Consider the following 19,279-nt stretch of genomic DNA (forward strand, 5'->3'; position numbering starts at 1 on the left):
ACTATTCGCTAAGTGTATCCTGGCTAACGTGAAGAGAGAAACCGGTGGACAATCAGACCGCAGAAGCGCTGCAAGCATTTACCCAACGTTATTGCGACGCCTGGCAGCAGCAGCGCGCAAGCCTGCCGCGCAGCGAAGAGCTTTACGGCATCCCGTCGCCCTGCATCAGCGCGACGGACGCCGACGCCGTTTTCTGGCAGCCGCAGCCCTTTTCCCTCCCCGCCAATATCAGCGCGGTTGAAAGGGCCTTCGATATTGTGGTACAACAGCCGGCTCATAGTTATTATACCACCCAGTTCGCCGGCGATATGCAGGCGCGCTTTGCGGGCGAAACGATGACCCTGCTGCAGGCCTGGAGCCCGGATGACTTCCAGCGCATGCAGGAAAATCTGATTGGCCATCTGGTGGTGCAAAAACGCCTGAAGCTGTCGCCGACGCTGTTTATCGCCACGCTGGACAGCGAGCTGGACGTTATCTCCGTTTGTAACGTCAGCGGCGAAGTCCTCAAAGAGACCCTCGGCACGCGCAAACGTACGACCCTTTCTGCCTCCCTGGCGAGTTTTCTCAACCAGCTCGATCCGGTTGTGTAATCCATTATGCCTGCCCGTTTGTGAGAGATCTCTTACAAGACCTGTAAGAGATCGTCATCATTTAAGTCATTTTTCAACTATTTAATTTTTAATAAATCATTTTAACTCAGCTGGTTAGGTTTTATATCGTCTTTTTTTGTGGTGACTAATCTTAAGAGATTGTCGTATGAAGGGTTGTAAGACGAGGCGGAATCAGTGATCCTATGTACGTCGACAGGAAGTCGCGAAATGAAGTGAACATTAGGATGATGACACTTCTGCAGGACCCGCCGGGAAGGCGTAGCAAGGACAGGCTTCAGGATGAAGCGCAGGATAACGCAGGATGGCGTAAAGGACACCTCCAGGATGGAGAACGTGAGCCGCTCATGATGAACGGTGGATCAGGAAGATCGGGATAGACTTAAGGACAGGTAATTTCACATCGGGGTGGTGTGAAAGCAGGACGCACTGGTTTATGGATGAACATGGTCAGGAGACCTCAGGAAAAGTTTTCACGGACGAGCAGGGAGCACCAATGTAGCTGGATTGCTGCGAAACGAACCGGGAGCACTGTTTATACAGTGCTCCCTTTTTTTATTTCTCTTCTGAATTTGCTATTCTGCGCCGGTTTACAACTCATCGAGGTTTTCCCATGACTCTTCACCTCAGCGTGTGCGAGCGCCTGCACGCTATTGAAGCGCTGCTGCGCGAAACGCAGTACTGGCAGGAAAACGTGCCGCAAAGCAGCGCCTTTGCCAGCGACAGCCCGTTCTGCATGGATACCATGGAGCCGCTGGAGTGGCTGCAGTGGGTGCTGATCCCGCGTATGCATCAGCTGCTGGACGCCGAGCAGCCGCTGCCGCAGAGTTTTGCCGTCGCCCCTTATTATGAGATGGCCCTTGATGCCGCCCACCCGCTGCGCGATCGCGTGCTGGCGGAGCTGCTGCTGCTGGATACCCTTTTTGCGAGCGACGACGCCTGATGCTGGAGATTATCTATCAGGACGAGTGGCTGGTGGCGGTCAATAAGCCCTCCGGCTGGCTGGTCCACCGCAGCTGGTTGGATCGCGATGAGAAAGTGGTGGTCATGCAAACGGTGCGCGATCAAATTGGCCAGCACGTCTTTACCGCCCATCGCCTCGACAGGCCGACCTCCGGCGTGCTGCTGATGGGGCTATCAAGCGAGGCGGGAAGACGGCTGTCGCAGCAGTTTGAGCAGCACCAGATGCAAAAACGCTACCACGCCATTGCTCGCGGCTGGCTGACCGAAGAGGCGCTGCTCGATTATCCGCTGGTTGAAGAGCTGGACAAAATAGCCGATAAGTTCGCCCGCGAAGATAAAGGCCCGCAGCCGGCGGTCACCCACTATCGTGGCATGGCGACGGTAGAGATGCCGGTCGCCACCGGACGCTATCCGACGACGCGCTACAGCCTGGTTGAGCTGGAGCCTAAAACGGGACGTAAGCACCAGCTGCGCCGCCATCTCTCCCACCTGCGCCACCCGATTATCGGCGACAGCAAGCACGGCGATCTGCGGCAGAACCGCAGCGCGGTGGAAAACTTTGCCTGCGACCGCCTGATGCTGCACGCAAGCCAGCTCTCGTTAACCCATCCGTTTACCGGCGAGCCGCTGGTTATTCGCGCCAGCCTGGACGACGTGTGGATGCGGGCGCTGTCGCAGTTTGGCTGGCGAGGCCTTCTGCCGTTAAATGAAAGGGTTGAGTTTGCAGACGACAGCGGTCAGGATGAACGGATTGAGGTCAATCCAGGGAGATAAAGATGGCAGAAGTCGGAATTTTTGTCGGTACGATGTATGGCAACGCGCTGCTGGTCGCTGAAGAAGCGGAAGCCATTTTGAGCGGCCTTGGCCACAAGGCAAAGGTGTTCGAAGACCCGGAAGTTCATGACTGGGAGCCCTACAGCGGCAAATTCGTTCTGGTCGTGACGTCAACGACCGGACAGGGCGATCTGCCGGACAGCATCATTCCGCTGTACGAAGGCATTAAGGATATGTACCAGCCGCACCTGCGCTACGGAATCATTGCGCTCGGCGACAGTACCTACGCTAACTTCTGCGGCGGCGGCAAGACCTTTGATGCGCTGCTACAGGAGCAGGGTGCAAAGCGCGTCGGCGACATGCTGACGATCGACGCCAGCGAAGACCCGGAGCCCGAAGGCGTGTCCAACCCGTGGGTTGAACAGTGGGCGACCCTGCTCGAATAAGCAGATGAAAAGTGACGCTCTCTCCCTACGCAGAGGGCGTCCCTTCTGAAGGCCAGCGCCGGATAAGCGCCCAACAGGATCGTACCCGCGCTCGCCCGTCAGGGGTTCAGGCACCTGCCTAAAAACCACTCGCTAAAAGTGGTTTTTTCCGCCTGTTTTCACCGGGTCAAGAGAGACATTTCACACTCCTGCCGTTTGCACCCTCGCCGGCAGCGCTAACCGGCGGTTGCTTTTCATTTTCGTGAACTACCCCCCATCTGATTAGGCATAAGCCATAAATCGATTTCAGCACGTCCCGCAAAGCTGTGTATGTGCATGGTGAGCCAGGCATGTCCTCTTTTTATACTTTTCCTGCCAGTTTGAAAAAGCAAAATGCCGGATAAAACGAAAACACGAACACGTCATTCTGACTACCCTACAGGTTGTGCTGTTCAGAATGAACGTAGCTAATTGCTATGATTCAGGAGTGCAACAATGAGTACATTAAGTCAGGCGGCGAACGGCGCGGAAAAACGCACCAACGCCCGCTACTGGATAGTGGTGATGCTGTTTATCGTCACCTCTTTTAACTACGGCGACCGCGCGACGCTGTCGATTGCCGGCTCGGAAATGGCCAAAGATATTGGCCTCGACGCGGTGGGTATGGGCTACGTTTTCTCTGCGTTCTCATGGGCCTACGTTATTGGTCAGATCCCCGGCGGTTGGCTGCTCGATCGCTTTGGTTCAAAACGGGTCTATTTTTGGTCGATCTTCATTTGGTCGATGTTTACCCTCTTGCAGGGCTTCGTCGATATCTTTAGCGGTTTTGGCATCATCGTCGCGCTGTTTACCCTGCGATTCCTCGTCGGCTTAGCGGAAGCGCCATCCTTCCCCGGCAACAGCCGCATCGTCGCGGCCTGGTTCCCGGCGCAGGAGAGGGGTACCGCGGTCTCTATTTTTAACTCCGCCCAGTACTTTGCTACCGTTATCTTCGCGCCGATCATGGGCTGGCTAACCCATGAAGTCGGCTGGTCGCACGTCTTCTTCTTTATGGGAGGATTAGGGATTGTGATTAGCTTCGTGTGGTTGAAAGTGATCCACGAGCCGAATCAGCACCCCGGTGTGAACCAAAAAGAGCTGGACTATATCGCCGCCGGCGGGGCGCTGATCAATATGGATCAGAAGAAAAGCGTGCAGAAGGTGCCGTTCAGTGAAAAGTGGGGACAGATCAAACAGCTGATCGGATCGCGAATGATGGTCGGGATCTACATCGGCCAGTACTGCATCAACGCGTTGACCTACTTCTTTATCACCTGGTTCCCGGTCTATCTGGTGCAGGCGCGCGGCATGTCGATTCTGAAAGCCGGGTTTGTCGCCTCCGTTCCCGCCATTTGCGGCTTTGTCGGCGGCGTCTTAGGCGGCATTATCTCCGACTGGCTGATGCGCCGCACCGGCTCGCTGAATATTGCCCGCAAGACCCCCATCGTGCTTGGTATGCTGCTGTCGATGGTCATGGTGTTCTGTAACTACGTTAACGCGGAATGGATGATTATCGGCTTTATGGCGATGGCCTTCTTCGGCAAGGGTATCGGTGCGCTGGGCTGGGCGGTGATGGCGGATACCGCTCCGAAAGAGATAAGCGGCCTCTCCGGCGGTCTGTTCAATATGTTCGGCAATATTTCCGGTATCGTCACGCCTATTGCTATCGGCTACATCGTCGGGACGACGGGCTCGTTCAACGGGGCGCTGATTTATGTCGGGGTGCATGCGCTGGTGGCGGTACTGAGCTACCTGGTGTTGGTGGGGGATATTAAACGTATTGAACTGAAACCTGTTGGAGAACGCTAACGATGAATACTCAATCTACCCCGATCGTCACCGACATGAAGGTGATCCCGGTAGCCGGGCATGACAGCATGCTGTTGAATATCGGCGGCGCGCACGGCGCCTGGTTTACCCGCAATATCGTGATACTCACCGACAGCGCCGGCAACACCGGTATCGGTGAGGCCCCCGGCGGCGAGGTTATCTATCAGACGCTGGTAGACGCTATTCCGCAGGTGCTGGGGCAGGAAATTGCGCGCCTGAACAAGGTGGTTCAGCAGGTGCATAAAGGCAATCAGGCGGCGGATTTCGACACCTTCGGAAACGGCGCCTGGACCTTCGAACTGCGGGTTAACGCGGTCGCGGCGCTGGAGGCCGCGCTGCTGGATCTGCTGGGCAAAGCGCTGAATGTCCCGGTGTGCGAGCTGCTGGGGCCGGGCAAACAGCGCGACGCGGTGACCGTTCTGGGCTATCTCTTCTATATTGGCGATCGCCAGAAAACGGATCTGCCGTACCTTGAGACGACCCCTGGCCAGCACGACTGGTACCACCTGCGGCATCAGGAAGCGCTGAGCAGCGAAGCGGTGGTTCGCCTCGCTGAGGCCGCCCAGGACCGCTACGGCTTTAAAGATTTCAAGCTTAAGGGCGGCGTGCTGCCGGGCGAGCAGGAGATTGACACCGCTCGCGCGCTGAAAAAACGGTTCCCGGATGCGCGTATTACCGTCGATCCGAACGGCGCCTGGCTGCTGGATGAAGCCATTAATCTCTGCAAAGGCCTGCAGGACGTGCTGACCTACGCCGAGGATCCCTGCGGCGCCGAACAGGGCTTTTCCGGTCGCGAGGTGATGGCGGAATTCCGCCGCGCCACCGGGCTGCCGGTAGCAACCAATATGATTGCCACTAACTGGCGTGAAATGGGGCACGCGGTGATGCTCAACGCAGTGGATATCCCGCTCGCCGATCCGCACTTCTGGACCCTGTCCGGCGCGGTGCGGGTCGCGCAGCTGTGCGATGACTGGGGGCTGACGTGGGGCTGCCACTCAAATAACCACTTCGATATTTCACTGGCTATGTTTACCCACGTCGGCGCGGCGGCGCCGGGCAATCCGACCGCCATCGATACCCACTGGATTTGGCAGGAGGGCGACTGCCGCCTGACCAAAAATCCGCTGCAGATTGAAAACGGCAGGATTGCCGTACCGGACGCGCCGGGCCTGGGCGTGGAACTGGACTGGGAGCAGGTGCAAAAGGCGCACGAGGCCTATAAGACGCTGCCCGGAGGGGCGCGTAACGACGCCGCCCCAATGCAATACCTGATCCCAGGTTGGAAATTTGACCGCAAACGTCCCGTTTTCGGCCGCAATTAATTAGAAAAGGATTCAATCATGACGACGCAATTCTCAACGCCGGTAGTCGCCTCTATGCAGGTTATCCCGGTGGCCGGTCACGACAGCATGCTGATGAATCTCAGCGGCGCGCACGCACCGTACTTCACCCGCAATATCGTGATTATTAAAGATAACTCGGGTCACACCGGGGTGGGCGAAATTCCTGGCGGCGAGAAGATCCGCCAGACCCTGGAGGATGCCGCGGCGCTGGTTGTCGGCAAAACTCTCGGCGAATACAAAAACGTGCTGGGCGCCGTTCGCCAGCAGTTTGCCGACCGCGATGCCGGCGGCCGCGGTTTGCAAACCTTTGACCTGCGTACCACTATTCATGTGGTGACCGGGATTGAAGCGGCGCTGCTGGACCTGCTTGGGCAGCACCTTGGGGTGAACGTGGCTTCGCTGCTGGGCGACGGGCAGCAGCGTAGCGAAGTGGAAATGCTTGGCTACCTGTTCTTCGTCGGCAACCGCCAGGCCACGCCGCTGGCCTACCAGAGCCAAACGGATGAGAAGTGTGACTGGTATCGGCTGCGCCACGAAGAGGCCATGACCCCGGACGCCGTTGTGCGCCTGGCGGAAGCGGCCTATGAGAAGTACGGCTTCAACGATTTCAAACTCAAAGGCGGCGTGCTGGCCGGCGAGGAGGAGGCCGAGTCTATCGTCGCGCTGGCAAAGCGCTTCCCGCAGGCGCGGGTGACGCTTGACCCGAACGGCGCCTGGCTGCTCGACGAAGCCATCGCCATTGGTAAACAGCTGAAAGGCGTTCTGGCCTACGCGGAAGATCCGTGCGGGGCCGAGCAGGGCTACTCCGGTCGGGAGGTGATGGCGGAATTCCGCCGCGCCACCGGTCTGCCGACGGCGACCAATATGATTGCCACCGACTGGCGGCAGATGGGGCACACCCTGTCGCTGCAGTCGGTTGATATCCCGCTGGCCGATCCGCACTTCTGGACCATGCAGGGATCGGTGCGCGTTGCCCAAATGTGCCATGAGTTTGGCCTGACCTGGGGTTCGCACTCCAATAACCATTTTGATATCTCGCTGGCGATGTTCACCCACGTTGCGGCGGCGGCACCGGGTAAGATCACCGCCATTGATACCCACTGGATCTGGCAGGAAGGGAACCAGCGTTTGACCCGACAACCTTTTGAGATCAAAGGTGGTATGGTGCAGGTACCCTCGACGCCAGGCCTTGGCGTAGAGCTCGACATGGACCGCGTTATGCTGGCCAATGAGCTGTATAAAAAGCACGGCCTGGGCGCTCGCGACGATGCGATGGCGATGCAGTACCTGATCCCAGAGTGGACGTTTAATAACAAGCGCCCGTGCATGGTGCGCTGAGGACATACCGGCTCCTGCGGGGGCCGGTCGTTTTTTGATAACGGGCTTGTGTTCATGTTAAGGACAGCTGATGAAAATAGTCATTGCACCAGATTCATACAAGGAGAGCCTGAGTGCGCTGGGCGTAGCGACCGCGATTGAGCAGGGGTTCAGGGAGATTTATCCCGATGCAGAATACCTCAAGCTACCGGTCGCCGACGGCGGGGAGGGGACCGTCGAAGCGATGGTCGCCGCCACTCAGGGGCATCTGGTGCGGGTTGTCGTTACCGGCCCGCTCGGCGAGCCGGTGAACGCGTTTTATGGCCTTTCCGGCGACGAACGCTGCGCCTATATCGAAATGGCGGCGGCCAGCGGCCTGGAAAGCGTACCGCCGGCGCGCCGTAATCCGCTGCTCACCACCAGCTGGGGGACCGGGGAGCTTATCCGCCACGCGCTGGACAGCGGCGTGAAGCAGATTATTATCGGTATCGGCGGCAGCGCCACTAACGACGGCGGCGCCGGGATGGTGCAGGCGCTGGGCGGCAAGCTGCTGACGGAAGATAATCGGCAGCTAGCGGCCGGCGGCGCGGCGCTGGAGCAGCTGGCGAAGATTGACCTCAGCGAGCTGGATCAACGCTTAACGGATTGCCGCATCGAGGTTGCCTGCGACGTGACCAACCCGCTCACTGGCCCGGAAGGCGCGACGGCGGTATTTGGCCCGCAGAAAGGGGCGACGGAGGAGATGATCGCCCGCCTCGATCGCGCTCTGACGCATTTCGCGCAAATTATTCATCGCGATCTCGGCATTGATGTCCTGCACCTTGAGGGCGGCGGCGCGGCGGGCGGAATGGGCGCCGCGCTCTACGCGTTTTGCGGGGCGAAGCTGCGCCCGGGGATTGAGATTGTAACCGACGCCCTGCACCTCGCTGAGCGGGTGGCGGACGCTGACCTGGTTATCACCGGAGAGGGGCGCATTGACAGCCAGACTATTCACGGCAAGGTGCCGGTTGGGGTGGCTAGGGTGGCAAAAAGCTACAACATCCCGGTGATTGGCATTGCTGGCAGCCTGACTGCGGACGTGGGCGTTGTTCATCAGCACGGGCTGGATGCGGTTTTCAGCGTACTCTATTCGGTCTGCACCCTCGAAGAGGCGCTGGGAAATGCCGCCGATAACGTGCGCATGACGGCGCGCAACGTGGCGGCGATACTGAAAATGGGGCAAAAGCTGTAAGCCGCGCTCCGCGGGGCCGGGCTGGAGCCTGGACCCGCAGAGCTGCCGGGGCTAGATGCCCATTAGCTTGCAGGCTTCCCGCGTGACGTTGTTCATCTCATCCAGCAGTTCCAGAAGCTCGGGCTCAAGATCTTCGGCGGCGGTTCCTGCGCGCAGCTGGCTCTCGATAGTCTGACACAGCTTCTTCAGCCGCGGCACGCCGCTGTAGCTGCAGCTTCCGTGAAGCTTATGAATCAAATCCAGCAGCCCTTTCGGCGCTTCGCCCACCAGCTGCTCTTCAACCTTGTTACGAACCTCTGGCATAAAGGCGATCAGCATCTGCAGCATCTCCCGCGCCAGGTCCGGCTTCATCGCCGCCTGCCGCAGCGCCAGCTGCCAGCTGAGGGTAACGTTATGATCGACCGGGGGTTCAACCACTTCGGCCGCCAGCGGGGCGGCGGCGTGCATCCCCGGCTGATAGCGCAGCAGCAGGCTGTGCAGCTTATCCTCTTCAATCGGTTTTGCCAGGTAATCGTTCATGCCAGCGCTCAGCAGCTTCTCTTTCTGTCCCTCCAGCGCATGGGCCGTGACCGCGATGACCGGCGTTTGCTGGTGGTGAGGGAGATGGCGGATGAGCTCGCAGGCGCGAATGCCGTCCATGTCCGGCATCTGAATATCCATCAGCACCAGATCCAGCTGCATCTGCTTGGCCAGCTCTACCGAGCGCTGGCCGCTCTCGCAGAGCGTAACGTTCTGGACCAGGTCTTCCAGCAGCACGCCGATAAGCTTCAGGTTGGCCGGATTATCGTCAACCGCCATCACCGTCATCGGCAGCTTGCTGCTGTCCGTATGCGTCAGCATCACCGCGGGCTGCGTCCGACAGGAGGCCGTCAGCGCAGGGAGGAGCCGGGTTGAGGTCAGCGGTTTAAGCAGGCAGGCGGCCACGCCCTCGCGCTTCAGCGCTTCGGCGTTGATCTGCGCGTGGCAGGGGAGCGCGAGAAGTAAGTTATCGGCCATCGAACAGGCTTTGGTGAGCTTATCCTTTTGCTGGTTAAGGTCGCGCATGGAAACCGGAATACCGGCCAGCAGAATGTCGTAATGCGCCTCCGGCAGAGCGGAAAACGTCGGGCTGTAGACCACCTCCAGCGGCGTGTTGGCCAGCAGCTCCATCGTGCACTGGGCCGCCGCGGCGTTGGCTTCGATATAGGCCAGCGTTTTCCCGCGCAGGCAGTCGGTCAGCGGGCTGTCGGGAATGGCGTTCGGGTTAAGGTCGAGGCTGATATGGAACCAGAAGGTCGAGCCGCGATTAGGCTGGCTGTGGAAGGAGATATCGCCCCCCATCTCCTTCACCAGCCGCTGGGTAATGACCAGCCCCAGCCCGGTGCCGCCGTGGCGGCGAGAAATGCTGGCATCGGCCTGGCGGAAAGCCTGGAACAGCCGCGACTGGTCGCGCTCCGGAATGCCGATCCCGGTATCGTGGATTTGGATTTCGATCTGCACCCTGGAGTTGCTGATGGCGCGCTGCTCCACCAGCACGTCAATATTCCCGTGCTCGGTGAACTTGATGGCGTTACCCACCAGGTTGGTGATGATCTGCTGCAGGCGCAGCGGGTCGCCGATAATATTATCCGGCACGTCATTTTTGATATTGAGCGTCAGCTCCAGGCCTTTATCGTGCGCCGAGTGCGCCAGCAGGGTCACTACCTCATCCAGCGAATTGCGCAGCAGGAACGGGATGCTCTCGAGAATAAGCTTCCCGGCCTCCAGTTTGGAGAAGTCCAACACGTCGTTGATGATCGCCAGCAGGTTGTTGGCGGAGCGCTCGATGGTGGTCAGATGATCGCGCTGGGTGGTGTTTAAATCGGTTTTCAGCGTCAGGCGGGTAAAGCCAATCACGCCGTTCAGCGGCGTACGCAGCTCGTGGGACATATTGGCGAGGAACTCTGACTTGATACGCGCGGCTTCCTGAGCGCGTTTTTTCGCCAGATCCAGCTCCACGTTTTGGATCTCCATCTGCTCGAGGGTTTCGCGCAGATCGGACGTCGCCTGATCGATATTGTGCTGCATCTCTTCATGGTAGGCCGCCAGCGACATTGCCATGGAGTTGATGCCGTTCTTCAGCATATCCAGCTCGCCGAGCATAAAACCTTCGACGCGGCTATCCAGCTGCCCGCGGCGAATGCGGTCAACGGTATTGACCATATTGCGGATCGGCCCGGTGACGTCCCGCATCAGCCGCCAGCCGAAAATCAGCGCAATGCCGATACAAAACAGCATCATGACGCTGGAGATAAAAATCTCTTTGTACTGCTGCAGGCGTACCGATTTCAGATCCAGCTCGAGGGCCACGTAGCCCAGCATGTTGCCGGGCATTTTGGCATCGGTCACCGGCGACTCATCGGGCGAATAGCTCTCCGAGATGATAGGGGTACGCAAAATCATCACGTCGCCTTTGCGGGTCACGCTGAGCTGGTGGGGGAACTTTGCCCCTTTTTCCAGCCGCAGCTCGCTGGGGTTAAGCTGAAAATTGGACGTCACAAAGAGCTTATTTTGCGAATCATAGATCGAAATTGCGCGCACAATATCCGAGTGGCGGCGGTGCAGCACGCTTATCAGCTGGCCGATAGATTCGCGGTTCTGCAGATTCATGCCATATTCACTGGAGACCGCCAGCGGCTCGATAATACTGGCTCCGGCGTCTTCCAACTGCCGCTGCAGGTCGTGATAGCGATGTGCGACGAAGAAAATACTGAGCAGCAAACCAATAAGTACGGTGGGTGCCAGAATAAGAATCATCATGCGAGCACGTAGGCTGTAGTTGGTCATGCGGTTCCGTTATGGGAGAATAAGAGTCAGTATATTTGATTGAGACAAATCTCTACGATGGCGCAATTCTACTCTGCAAAACGGCGTGTGACGACGCGCCAGATCATAACCGTTACAGTCAATGACCTCGATCCCTTTGGTCAGGGCGTTGCGCGTCACCAGGGAAAAGCGCTGTTTGTTCGCGGCCTGCTGCCGCAGGAGCAGGCCGAGGTCGTGCTGGTTGACGAGAAAAAACAGTACGCGCACGCCACGGTAAAACGCCGCCTCAACGACAGCCCGCAGCGCCAGACGCCGCGCTGCCCGCATTTTGGCGTCTGCGGCGGCTGCCAGCAGCAGCATGCCAGCGTTGAGCTGCAGCAGCAAAGCAAACGCGCCGCGCTCGGTCGCCTGATGAAACGCGATGTCGATGAGATTATAGCCGCTTCGCCGTGGGGCTATCGTCGACGCGCGCGCCTGAGCTTGAATTATCAGCCAAAGACCCAACAATTACGCATGGGCTTTCGCCAGGCCAGCTCTAACGACATTGTCGAAGTGGTGCAGTGCCCCGTTTTGGTGCCCGCTCTTGAGGCATTGCTGCCTGCGGTACGCGAATGTCTGAGCAGCCTGAAATCCGTGCGTCAGCTGGGCCACGTTGAGCTGGTGCAGGCCGATAACGGGCCGCTGATGGTATTGCGTCATACCGCAGCGCTGCCCGCCGGCGATAAAGAAAAACTGGAACGATTTTCGCAATCTCACGGTCTTTCCCTGTTCCTGGCGCCGCAAAGCGAGATACTTGAACATATTAGCGGCGAAGCGCCATGGTATACGTCAGACGGACTACGCTTAGTGTTCAGTCCGCGCGACTTTATTCAGGTTAACGACGGCGTTAATCAGCTGATGGTGCGCACGGCCCTCGAGTGGCTGGATATTCAGCCGCAGGACCGGGTGCTGGATCTGTTCTGCGGAATGGGCAATTTTACCCTACCGCTGGCGCAGCGCGCCGCGCAGGTTGTGGGCGTTGAGGGCGTTCCTGCTCTGGTGGGAAAGGGGCGCGAGAACGCCGCGCTTAACCATCTGCATAACGTCACATTCTTCCATGAAAATCTGGAAGAGGACGTCACGCGCCAGGCCTGGGCGCAGCATGGCTTTGATAAAATACTGCTCGATCCGGCAAGAGCCGGTGCGGCTGGCGTGATGTTACACATTATAAAATTAGCCCCGCAGCGCGTAGTCTATGTCTCCTGTAACCCGGCGACGCTGGCGCGCGATAGCGAACTGCTTTTAGCGGCGGGGTATGAGATCCAACGCCTGGCGATGCTGGATATGTTCCCGCATACCGGGCATCTGGAATCAATGGTGCTGTTTGAGCACAAGCTTGCACAAAATCATACGAATCGCATCGAGGCGGCAGTAGAGTAAATCCTCAGCGGCCCGCTTAGCCCAGAAACTGAGGTGAGCGACACGATTTGCAGGATGACGTGTAAAAGTTGAGGCTTGCCGACTTCGGCAGGCCAGGTCCCTTAAGGAGAGGACAATGGTTGCGGTAAGAAGTGCACATCTAAATAAAGCTGGTGAATTTGACCCGAATAAATGGATCGCGAGTCTGGGAATTTCCAGCCAGCAGTCGTGTGAACGCTTAGCCGAAACCTGGGACTATTGTCGCGAGCAAACGCAGGGGCATCCGCGTGCGGATATCCTGCTATGGCGCGGCGTGGAGATGGTAGAAATCCTCTCCACATTGAGCATGGACATCGATACGCTGCGGGCGGCGATGCTGTTCCCTCTGGCGGACGGCGAGGTCGTCAGCGAAGAGGTGATGCAGGAGAGCGTCGGTAAATCGGTGGTGACCCTGATCCACGGCGTACGCGATATGGCGGCCATCCGCCAGCTCAAGGCCACCCATACCGACTCCGTCTCCTCAGAACAGGTGGATAACATTCGCCGCATGCTGCTGGCGATGGTCGACGATTTCCGCTGCGTGGTCATCAAGCTCGCCGAACGTATCGCCCACCTGCGGGAAGTCAAAGACGAGCCTGAAGATGAGCGTGTACTGGCGGCAAAAGAGTGCACCAATATCTACGCCCCGCTGGCCAACCGCTTAGGGATCGGCCAGCTGAAGTGGGAGCTGGAGGATTACTGCTTCCGCTACCTGCATCCGGACGAATATAAGCGCATCGCCAAACTGCTGCACGAGCGGCGAATCGACCGCGAACACTACATTGACGAATTCGTCGGCCACCTGCGCTCGGAAATGAAAACGGAAGGCGTTAAGGCCGAAGTGTACGGCCGGCCGAAGCACATCTACAGTATCTGGCGCAAAATGCAGAAAAAACATCTCACCTTTGATGAGCTGTTTGACGTGCGGGCGGTGCGTATTGTCGCTGAGCGCCTGCAGGACTGCTACGCCGCGTTGGGGATAGTACATACTCACTATCGTCATCTGCCGGATGAGTTCGATGATTACGTTGCTAACCCAAAACCGAACGGCTACCAGTCTATTCATACCGTAGTGCTGGGTCCCGGCGGCAAAACGGTGGAAATTCAAATTCGTACTCGCCAGATGCATGAAGATGCCGAGCTGGGCGTCGCCGCGCACTGGAAGTACAAAGAGGGCGCTGGCGCAGTGGTGGGCGGCGGCCGCGGTTACGAAGATCGTATCGCCTGGCTGCGTAAGCTGATCGCCTGGCAGGAAGAGATGGCGGATTCTGGCGAAATGCTGGATGAAGTGCGTAGCCAGGTCTTTGACGACCGGGTTTACGTCTTTACGCCGAAAGGTGACGTTGTCGATTTACCCGCCGGCTCGACGCCGCTCGATTTCGCCTACCACATCCACAGCGATGTCGGGCATCGCTGCATCGGGGCGAAAATCAGCGGACGCATTGTGCCGTTTACCTATCAGCTGCAAATGGGCGATCAGATTGAAATCATCACCCAGAAGCAGCCCAATCCAAGCCGCGACTGGCTGAACCCGAACCTTGGCTACGTTACCACCAGCCGCGGGCGCTCGAAAATTCACGCCTGGTTCCGCAAGCAGGATCGCGACAAAAATATTATCGCCGGGCGGCAGATCCTTGACGATGAGCTTGAGCATCTCGGTATCAGCCTGAAGGACGCAGAAAAGCATCTGCTGCCGCGCTACAACTTCAACGAGCTGGATGAGCTGCTGGCGGCCATTGGCGGCGGAGATATTCGCCTTAACCAGATGGTCAACTTCCTGCAGGCGCAGTTCAATAAGCCGAGCGCGGCCGAGCAGGATGCGGCGGCGCTGAAGCAGCTGCAGCAGAAGAGCTGGGCGCCGCAGAATCGCAGCAAAGACAACGGTCGGGTGGTTGTGGAAGGCGTCGGCAACCTGATGCACCACATCGCACGCTGCTGTCAGCCGATCCCCGGCGATGAGATCGTCGGCTTTATCACCCAGGGGCGCGGGATCTCGGTGCACCGGGCGGATTGCGATCAGCTGGCGGAGCTGCAGTCGCACGCGCCGGAGCGGATCGTTGATGCGGTCTGGGGAGAGAGCTATTCGGCGGGCTACTCGCTGGTGGTGCGCGTGGTCGCTAACGATCGTAGCGGGCTGCTGCGCGATATCACCACTATCCTCGCCAACGAGAAGGTCAACGTGCTGGGCGTTGCCAGCCGTAGCGATACCAAACAGCAGCTGGCCACCATCGATATGAATATCGAAATCTATAACCTGCAGGTGCTGGGCCGCGTGCTCGGCAAGCTGAATCAGGTGCCGGACGTTATTGATGCCCGCCGTCTGCACGGCGGCTAATTTCTCTTCTCTTCACCACCAACCTCTCCCGGCAGGGAGAGGTTGCCTCTGGCTCGGACCCGGCGCTCCCGGCATCGGGCTGCAGTTTTCTGACTAAACGGGGTGGGTGAGGGGAAATACGCGTAATTTTGCAAGGAATCACCATGACTCAAATCGACCGCCTGCTCGGCATTATGCAACGTCTGCGCGACCCGGAAACCGGCTGCCCGTGGGACAAAGAGCAGACCTTTGCCACCATTGCCCCCTACACCCTCGAAGAAACCTACGAAGTGCTGGACGCTATCGCCCGCGAAGATTTTGACGATCTGCGCGGCGAGCTGGGAGACCTACTGTTCCAGGTGGTGTTCTACGCCCAGATGGCGCAGGAAGAGGGACGCTTTGCCTTTGACGACGTTTGCGCGGCTATCAGCGACAAGCTGGAGCGCCGCCATCCGCATATCTTCGGCGATGCCAGCGCCGGTACCAGCAGCGAGGTGCTGGCGCGCTGGGAAGAGATAAAAAGCGCCGAGCGGGCGGAAAAATCCCAGCACTCCGCGCTGGATGATATTCCGCACAGCCTGCCGGCGCTGATGCGCGCGCATAAAATACAGAAGCGCTGCTCGGGAGTTGGCTTTGACTGGACCTCGCTCGGCCCGGTGCTGGACAAGGTGCACGAGGAGATCGATGAGGTGATGCACGAAGTGCAGCAGGCGGTGGTAGATGAAGCTAAACTGGAGGAGGAAGTGGGCGACCTGCTGTTTGCGACGGTCAATTTATCCCGTCACTTAGGCGTCAAAGCTGAGGTTGCTCTGCAAAAAGCCAACCTGAAATTTGAGCGTCGCTTCCGCGAAGTTGAGCGCATTGTGAGCGCGCGCGGGCTGGAGATGACCGGCGTGGACCTCGATACCATGGAAGAAGTGTGGCAAGAGGTAAAGCGGCAGGAAACTGATCTCTAACGAGTTTTCGTGATCAAGCGCTATTTGTGTGATTTTTTAAATGACAAGCGCTTGATTTGCGTCAAAAACATTTACCCAAAAGGGGCTATTTTCTCACTCCCTATGTTTGTCATGACCTGGAAAGGAGACGGAGTAATGAAAGTTTGTGGCGCTCGTCGTGTTCGGGTATACTACTTTCCCGTCCTGGTTATTCCATCGTTTCACCCTAACTTCTCAGGTTCAGCATGACAACGAACTATATTTTTGTGACCGGCGGGGTCGTATCCTCTCTGGGTAAAGGCATTGCCGCAGCATCCCTCGCAGCTATTCTCGAGGCCCGTGGGCTTAACGTGACCATGATGAAACTGGATCCGTACATCAACGTCGATCCGGGTACCATGAGTCCTATCCAACACGGGGAAGTGTTCGTTACTGAAGACGGCGCTGAAACCGACCTGGACCTGGGCCATTACGAGCGTTTCATCCGCACCAAAATGAGCCGCCGCAATAACTTCACTACGGGTCGTATTTACTCCGACGTCCTGCGCAAAGAGCGCCGTGGTGATTACCTGGGCGCAACCGTACAGGTTATTCCGCACATTACGAATGCGATTAAAGAGCGCGTGCTTGCCGGTGGCGAAGGTCACGACGTGGTGCTGGTTGAAATCGGCGGTACCGTCGGTGATATCGAATCCCTGCCGTTCCTCGAAGCTATCCGTCAGATGGCGGTAGAAATTGGCCGCGAGCATACCCTGTTTATGCATTTGACCCTGGTGCCGTACATGGCAGCAGCCGGTGAAGTCAAAACCAAACCGACTCAGCACTCCGTAAAAGAGCTGCTTTCTATCGGTATTCAGCCAGATATTCTGATCTGTCGCTCCGATCGGGCGGTCCCGGCGAACGAACGTGCTAAAATTGCATTGTTCTGTAACGTCCCGGAAAAGGCCGTTATTTCTCTGAAAGATGTCGATTCCATTTATAAAATTCCGGGCCTGTTGAAATCTCAGGGTCTGGACGATTATATTTGTAAACGATTCAGCTTGAACTGTCCGGAAGCAAACCTGGCCGAATGGGAACAGGTTATCTACGAAGAAGCTAACCCGGCAGGCGAAGTCACCATCGGTATGGTCGGTAAGTACATTGAGCTGCCGGATGCCTACAAATCGGTGATTGAAGCGCTGAAACACGGCGGTCTGAAAAATCGCGTGACCGTTAGCATCAAGCTGATTGATTCGCAGGATGTGGAAACGCGCGGCGTCGAAATTCTGAAGAATTTAGATGCTATCCTGATCCCGGGCGGCTTCGGCTACCGCGGCGTTGAAGGTAAGATTGCCACCGCGCGCTTTGCGCGTGAAAACAATATTCCATATCTGGGTATCTGCCTGGGTATGCAGGTTGCGCTGATTGAGTTCGCGCGCAACGTAGCGGGGATGGAGAACGCCAACTCCACGGAATTTGTGCCAGACTGTAAGTTCCCGGTTGTGGCGCTGATTACCGAATGGCGTGATGAAGAAGGCAACGTCGAAGTCCGTACCGAGAGAAGCGATCTCGGCGGCACCATGCGCCTGGGCGCGCAGCAGTGTCAGCTGGACGAAGATAGCCTGGTACGCCAGCTGTACGGCGAGCCGACAATCACCGAGCGCCATCGTCACCGTTATGAAGTCAACAACATGTTGTTGAAACCTATTGAAAATGCGGGCCTGCGCGTTGCGGGCCGTTCCGGGGACGATCAGTTGGTCGAGATCATCGAGGTGCCGAACCATCCGTGGTTTGTTGCCTGCCAGTTCCACCCGGAGTTTACTTCTACGCCGCGTGATGGTCATCCGCTGTTCGCTGGTTTTGTGAAAGCGGCAAGCGAGTACCAGAAGCGTCAGGCGAAGTAAAAGAGTTAGAACGGCAATGCACCCATCCGGGTGCATTGTTTGTCTGGAGTTTTAGTTTAACTTGTACTGAGGAAAATCTAATGTCCAAAATCGTTAAAGTCATCGGTCGTGAAATCATCGACTCCCGTGGTAACCCGACTGTTGAAGCCGAAGTACACCTGGAAGGTGGTTTCGTTGGTATGGCAGCAGCTCCGTCAGGTGCTTCTACTGGTTCCCGCGAAGCGCTGGAACTGCGCGATGGCGACAAATCCCGTTTCATGGGCAAAGGCGTACTGAAAGCTGTTGGCGCGGTTAACGGCCCGCTTGCTCAGGCAATCCTTGGCAAAGACGCCAAAGACCAGGCTGGCATCGACAAGATCATGATCGATCTGGACGGTACTGAAAACAAATCTAACTTCGGTGCGAACGCAATCCTGGCCGTGTCCCTGGCGAACGCCAAGGCAGCAGCAGCTGCTAAAGGTCAGCCGCTGTTCGAACACATCGCTGAGCTGAACGGTACTCCGGGCAAATACTCCATGCCGGTTCCGATGATGAACATCATCAACGGCGGCGAGCACGCGGACAACAACGTCGACATCCAGGAATTTATGATTCAGCCGGTTGGCGCTAAATCCCTGAAAGAAGCCGTACGTATGGGTTCTGAAGTGTTCCATAACCTGGCTAAAGTTCTGAAAGCTAAAGGCATGAACACTGCAGTAGGTGACGAAGGCGGCTACGCGCCGAACCTGGGCTCCAACGCTGAAGCTCTGGCAGTTATCGCTGAAGCGGTTAAAGCTGCTGGCTACGAGCTGGGCACCGACATCACTCTGGCGATGGACTGCGCGGCTTCTGAATTCTACAAAGACGGTAAATACGTTCTGGCCGGCGAAGGCAACAAAGCGTTCACCTCTGAAGAGTTCACTCACTTCCTGGAAGACCTGACCAAACAGTACCCGATCGTCTCTATCGAAGACGGTCTGGACGAATCTGACTGGGACGGCTTTGCATACCAGACTAAAGTTCTGGGCGACAAAATCCAGCTGGTTGGTGACGATCTGTTCGTAACCAACACCAAGATCCTGAAAGAAGGTATCGACAAAGGCATCGTTAACTCCATCCTGATCAAATTCAACCAGATCGGTTCTCTGACCGAAACTCTGGCTGCGATCAAAATGGCGAAAGACGCTGGCTACACTGCCGTTATCTCTCACCGTTCAGGCGAAACTGAAGACGCTACCATCGCTGACCTGGCTGTTGGTACCGCTGCAGGCCAGATCAAAACCGGTTCTATGAGCCGTTCTGACCGCGTTGCTAAATACAACCAGCTGATTCGTATCGAAGAAGCTCTGGGCGAAAAAGCACCGTACAACGGTCGTAAAGAGATCAAAGGTCAGGCATAAGCCCGTCTTTATCTGAT

At 57.4% G+C, this 19,279-nt stretch carries 14 protein-coding genes; 13 read left to right on the forward strand and 1 reads right to left on the reverse strand.

The window, feature by feature from the left end:
• Positions 1–44 precede the first annotated feature (44 nt).
• From syd to GVK32_RS04420, 8 genes are all read left to right on the forward strand, one after another.
• Complete coding sequence (syd, locus tag GVK32_RS04385; RefSeq protein WP_143717444.1) at positions 45–590, forward strand: SecY-interacting protein; 546 nt, start codon at positions 45–47, stop codon at positions 588–590.
• A gap of 631 nt (positions 591–1,221) precedes the next feature.
• Positions 1,222–1,551, forward strand: coding sequence for a YqcC family protein (locus GVK32_RS04390; protein ID WP_159865561.1), 330 nt, complete (start codon positions 1,222–1,224; stop codon positions 1,549–1,551).
• Positions 1,551–2,345 carry a tRNA pseudouridine(65) synthase TruC gene (truC, locus tag GVK32_RS04395; protein ID WP_159865564.1) on the forward strand — a complete coding sequence of 265 codons (795 nt, stop codon included), beginning with the start codon at positions 1,551–1,553 and terminating at the stop codon, positions 2,343–2,345. The genes GVK32_RS04390 and truC overlap by 1 nt, the downstream gene beginning before the upstream one ends.
• Positions 2,346–2,347: 2 nt before the next feature.
• Positions 2,348–2,791 carry a flavodoxin gene (locus GVK32_RS04400; RefSeq protein WP_159865567.1) on the forward strand — a complete coding sequence of 148 codons (444 nt, stop codon included), beginning with the start codon at positions 2,348–2,350 and terminating at the stop codon, positions 2,789–2,791.
• 474 nt (positions 2,792–3,265) lie between these two features.
• Positions 3,266–4,618, forward strand: coding sequence for a galactarate/glucarate/glycerate transporter GudP (gudP, locus tag GVK32_RS04405; RefSeq protein WP_159865570.1), 1,353 nt, complete (start codon positions 3,266–3,268; stop codon positions 4,616–4,618).
• Positions 4,619–4,620: 2 nt separating this feature from the next.
• Positions 4,621–5,961 carry an enolase C-terminal domain-like protein gene (locus GVK32_RS04410; RefSeq protein WP_159865573.1) on the forward strand — a complete coding sequence of 447 codons (1,341 nt, stop codon included), beginning with the start codon at positions 4,621–4,623 and terminating at the stop codon, positions 5,959–5,961.
• An 18-nt stretch (positions 5,962–5,979) separates the two neighbouring features.
• Positions 5,980–7,320 carry a glucarate dehydratase gene (gene gudD, locus GVK32_RS04415; protein WP_045857523.1) on the forward strand — a complete coding sequence of 447 codons (1,341 nt, stop codon included), beginning with the start codon at positions 5,980–5,982 and terminating at the stop codon, positions 7,318–7,320.
• A 70-nt stretch (positions 7,321–7,390) separates the two neighbouring features.
• Positions 7,391–8,530 (forward strand): glycerate kinase, encoded by a 1,140-nt coding sequence (locus GVK32_RS04420; protein ID WP_159865576.1) that lies wholly within the window; start codon positions 7,391–7,393, stop codon positions 8,528–8,530.
• A 51-nt stretch (positions 8,531–8,581) separates the two neighbouring features.
• Here the strand turns inward: GVK32_RS04420 and barA are convergent, their stop codons facing one another.
• Positions 8,582–11,335: a two-component sensor histidine kinase BarA gene (barA, locus tag GVK32_RS04425; RefSeq protein ID WP_159865579.1), complete on the reverse strand. Its 2,754-nt coding sequence runs from the start codon at positions 11,333–11,335 to the stop codon at positions 8,582–8,584.
• A 57-nt stretch (positions 11,336–11,392) separates the two neighbouring features.
• On the opposite strand from barA, the gene rlmD reads away from it, so the two are divergent.
• The 5 genes from rlmD to eno all read left to right on the forward strand — a co-directional run bounded on the left by rlmD (position 11,393) and on the right by eno (position 19,262).
• Entirely contained in the window at positions 11,393–12,733 is a 1,341-nt protein-coding gene (gene rlmD, locus GVK32_RS04430) for a 23S rRNA (uracil(1939)-C(5))-methyltransferase RlmD (protein WP_159865582.1), read from the forward strand.
• A 115-nt stretch (positions 12,734–12,848) separates the two neighbouring features.
• Positions 12,849–15,086 carry a GTP diphosphokinase gene (relA, locus tag GVK32_RS04435; protein WP_041146976.1) on the forward strand — a complete coding sequence of 746 codons (2,238 nt, stop codon included), beginning with the start codon at positions 12,849–12,851 and terminating at the stop codon, positions 15,084–15,086.
• A gap of 143 nt (positions 15,087–15,229) precedes the next feature.
• Positions 15,230–16,021 carry a nucleoside triphosphate pyrophosphohydrolase gene (mazG, locus tag GVK32_RS04440; RefSeq protein WP_045857532.1) on the forward strand — a complete coding sequence of 264 codons (792 nt, stop codon included), beginning with the start codon at positions 15,230–15,232 and terminating at the stop codon, positions 16,019–16,021.
• A gap of 224 nt (positions 16,022–16,245) precedes the next feature.
• Positions 16,246–17,883, forward strand: coding sequence for a glutamine hydrolyzing CTP synthase (pyrG, locus tag GVK32_RS04445; protein WP_159865585.1), 1,638 nt, complete (start codon positions 16,246–16,248; stop codon positions 17,881–17,883).
• Between the two features lie 80 nt (positions 17,884–17,963).
• Positions 17,964–19,262 (forward strand): phosphopyruvate hydratase, encoded by a 1,299-nt coding sequence (eno, locus tag GVK32_RS04450; RefSeq protein WP_159865588.1) that lies wholly within the window; start codon positions 17,964–17,966, stop codon positions 19,260–19,262.
• Positions 19,263–19,279: the final 17 nt, after the last annotated feature.

The organism is Klebsiella sp. 18074 (assembly GCF_902705905.1).
Classification (GTDB): domain Bacteria; phylum Pseudomonadota; class Gammaproteobacteria; order Enterobacterales; family Enterobacteriaceae; genus Klebsiella; species Klebsiella terrigena.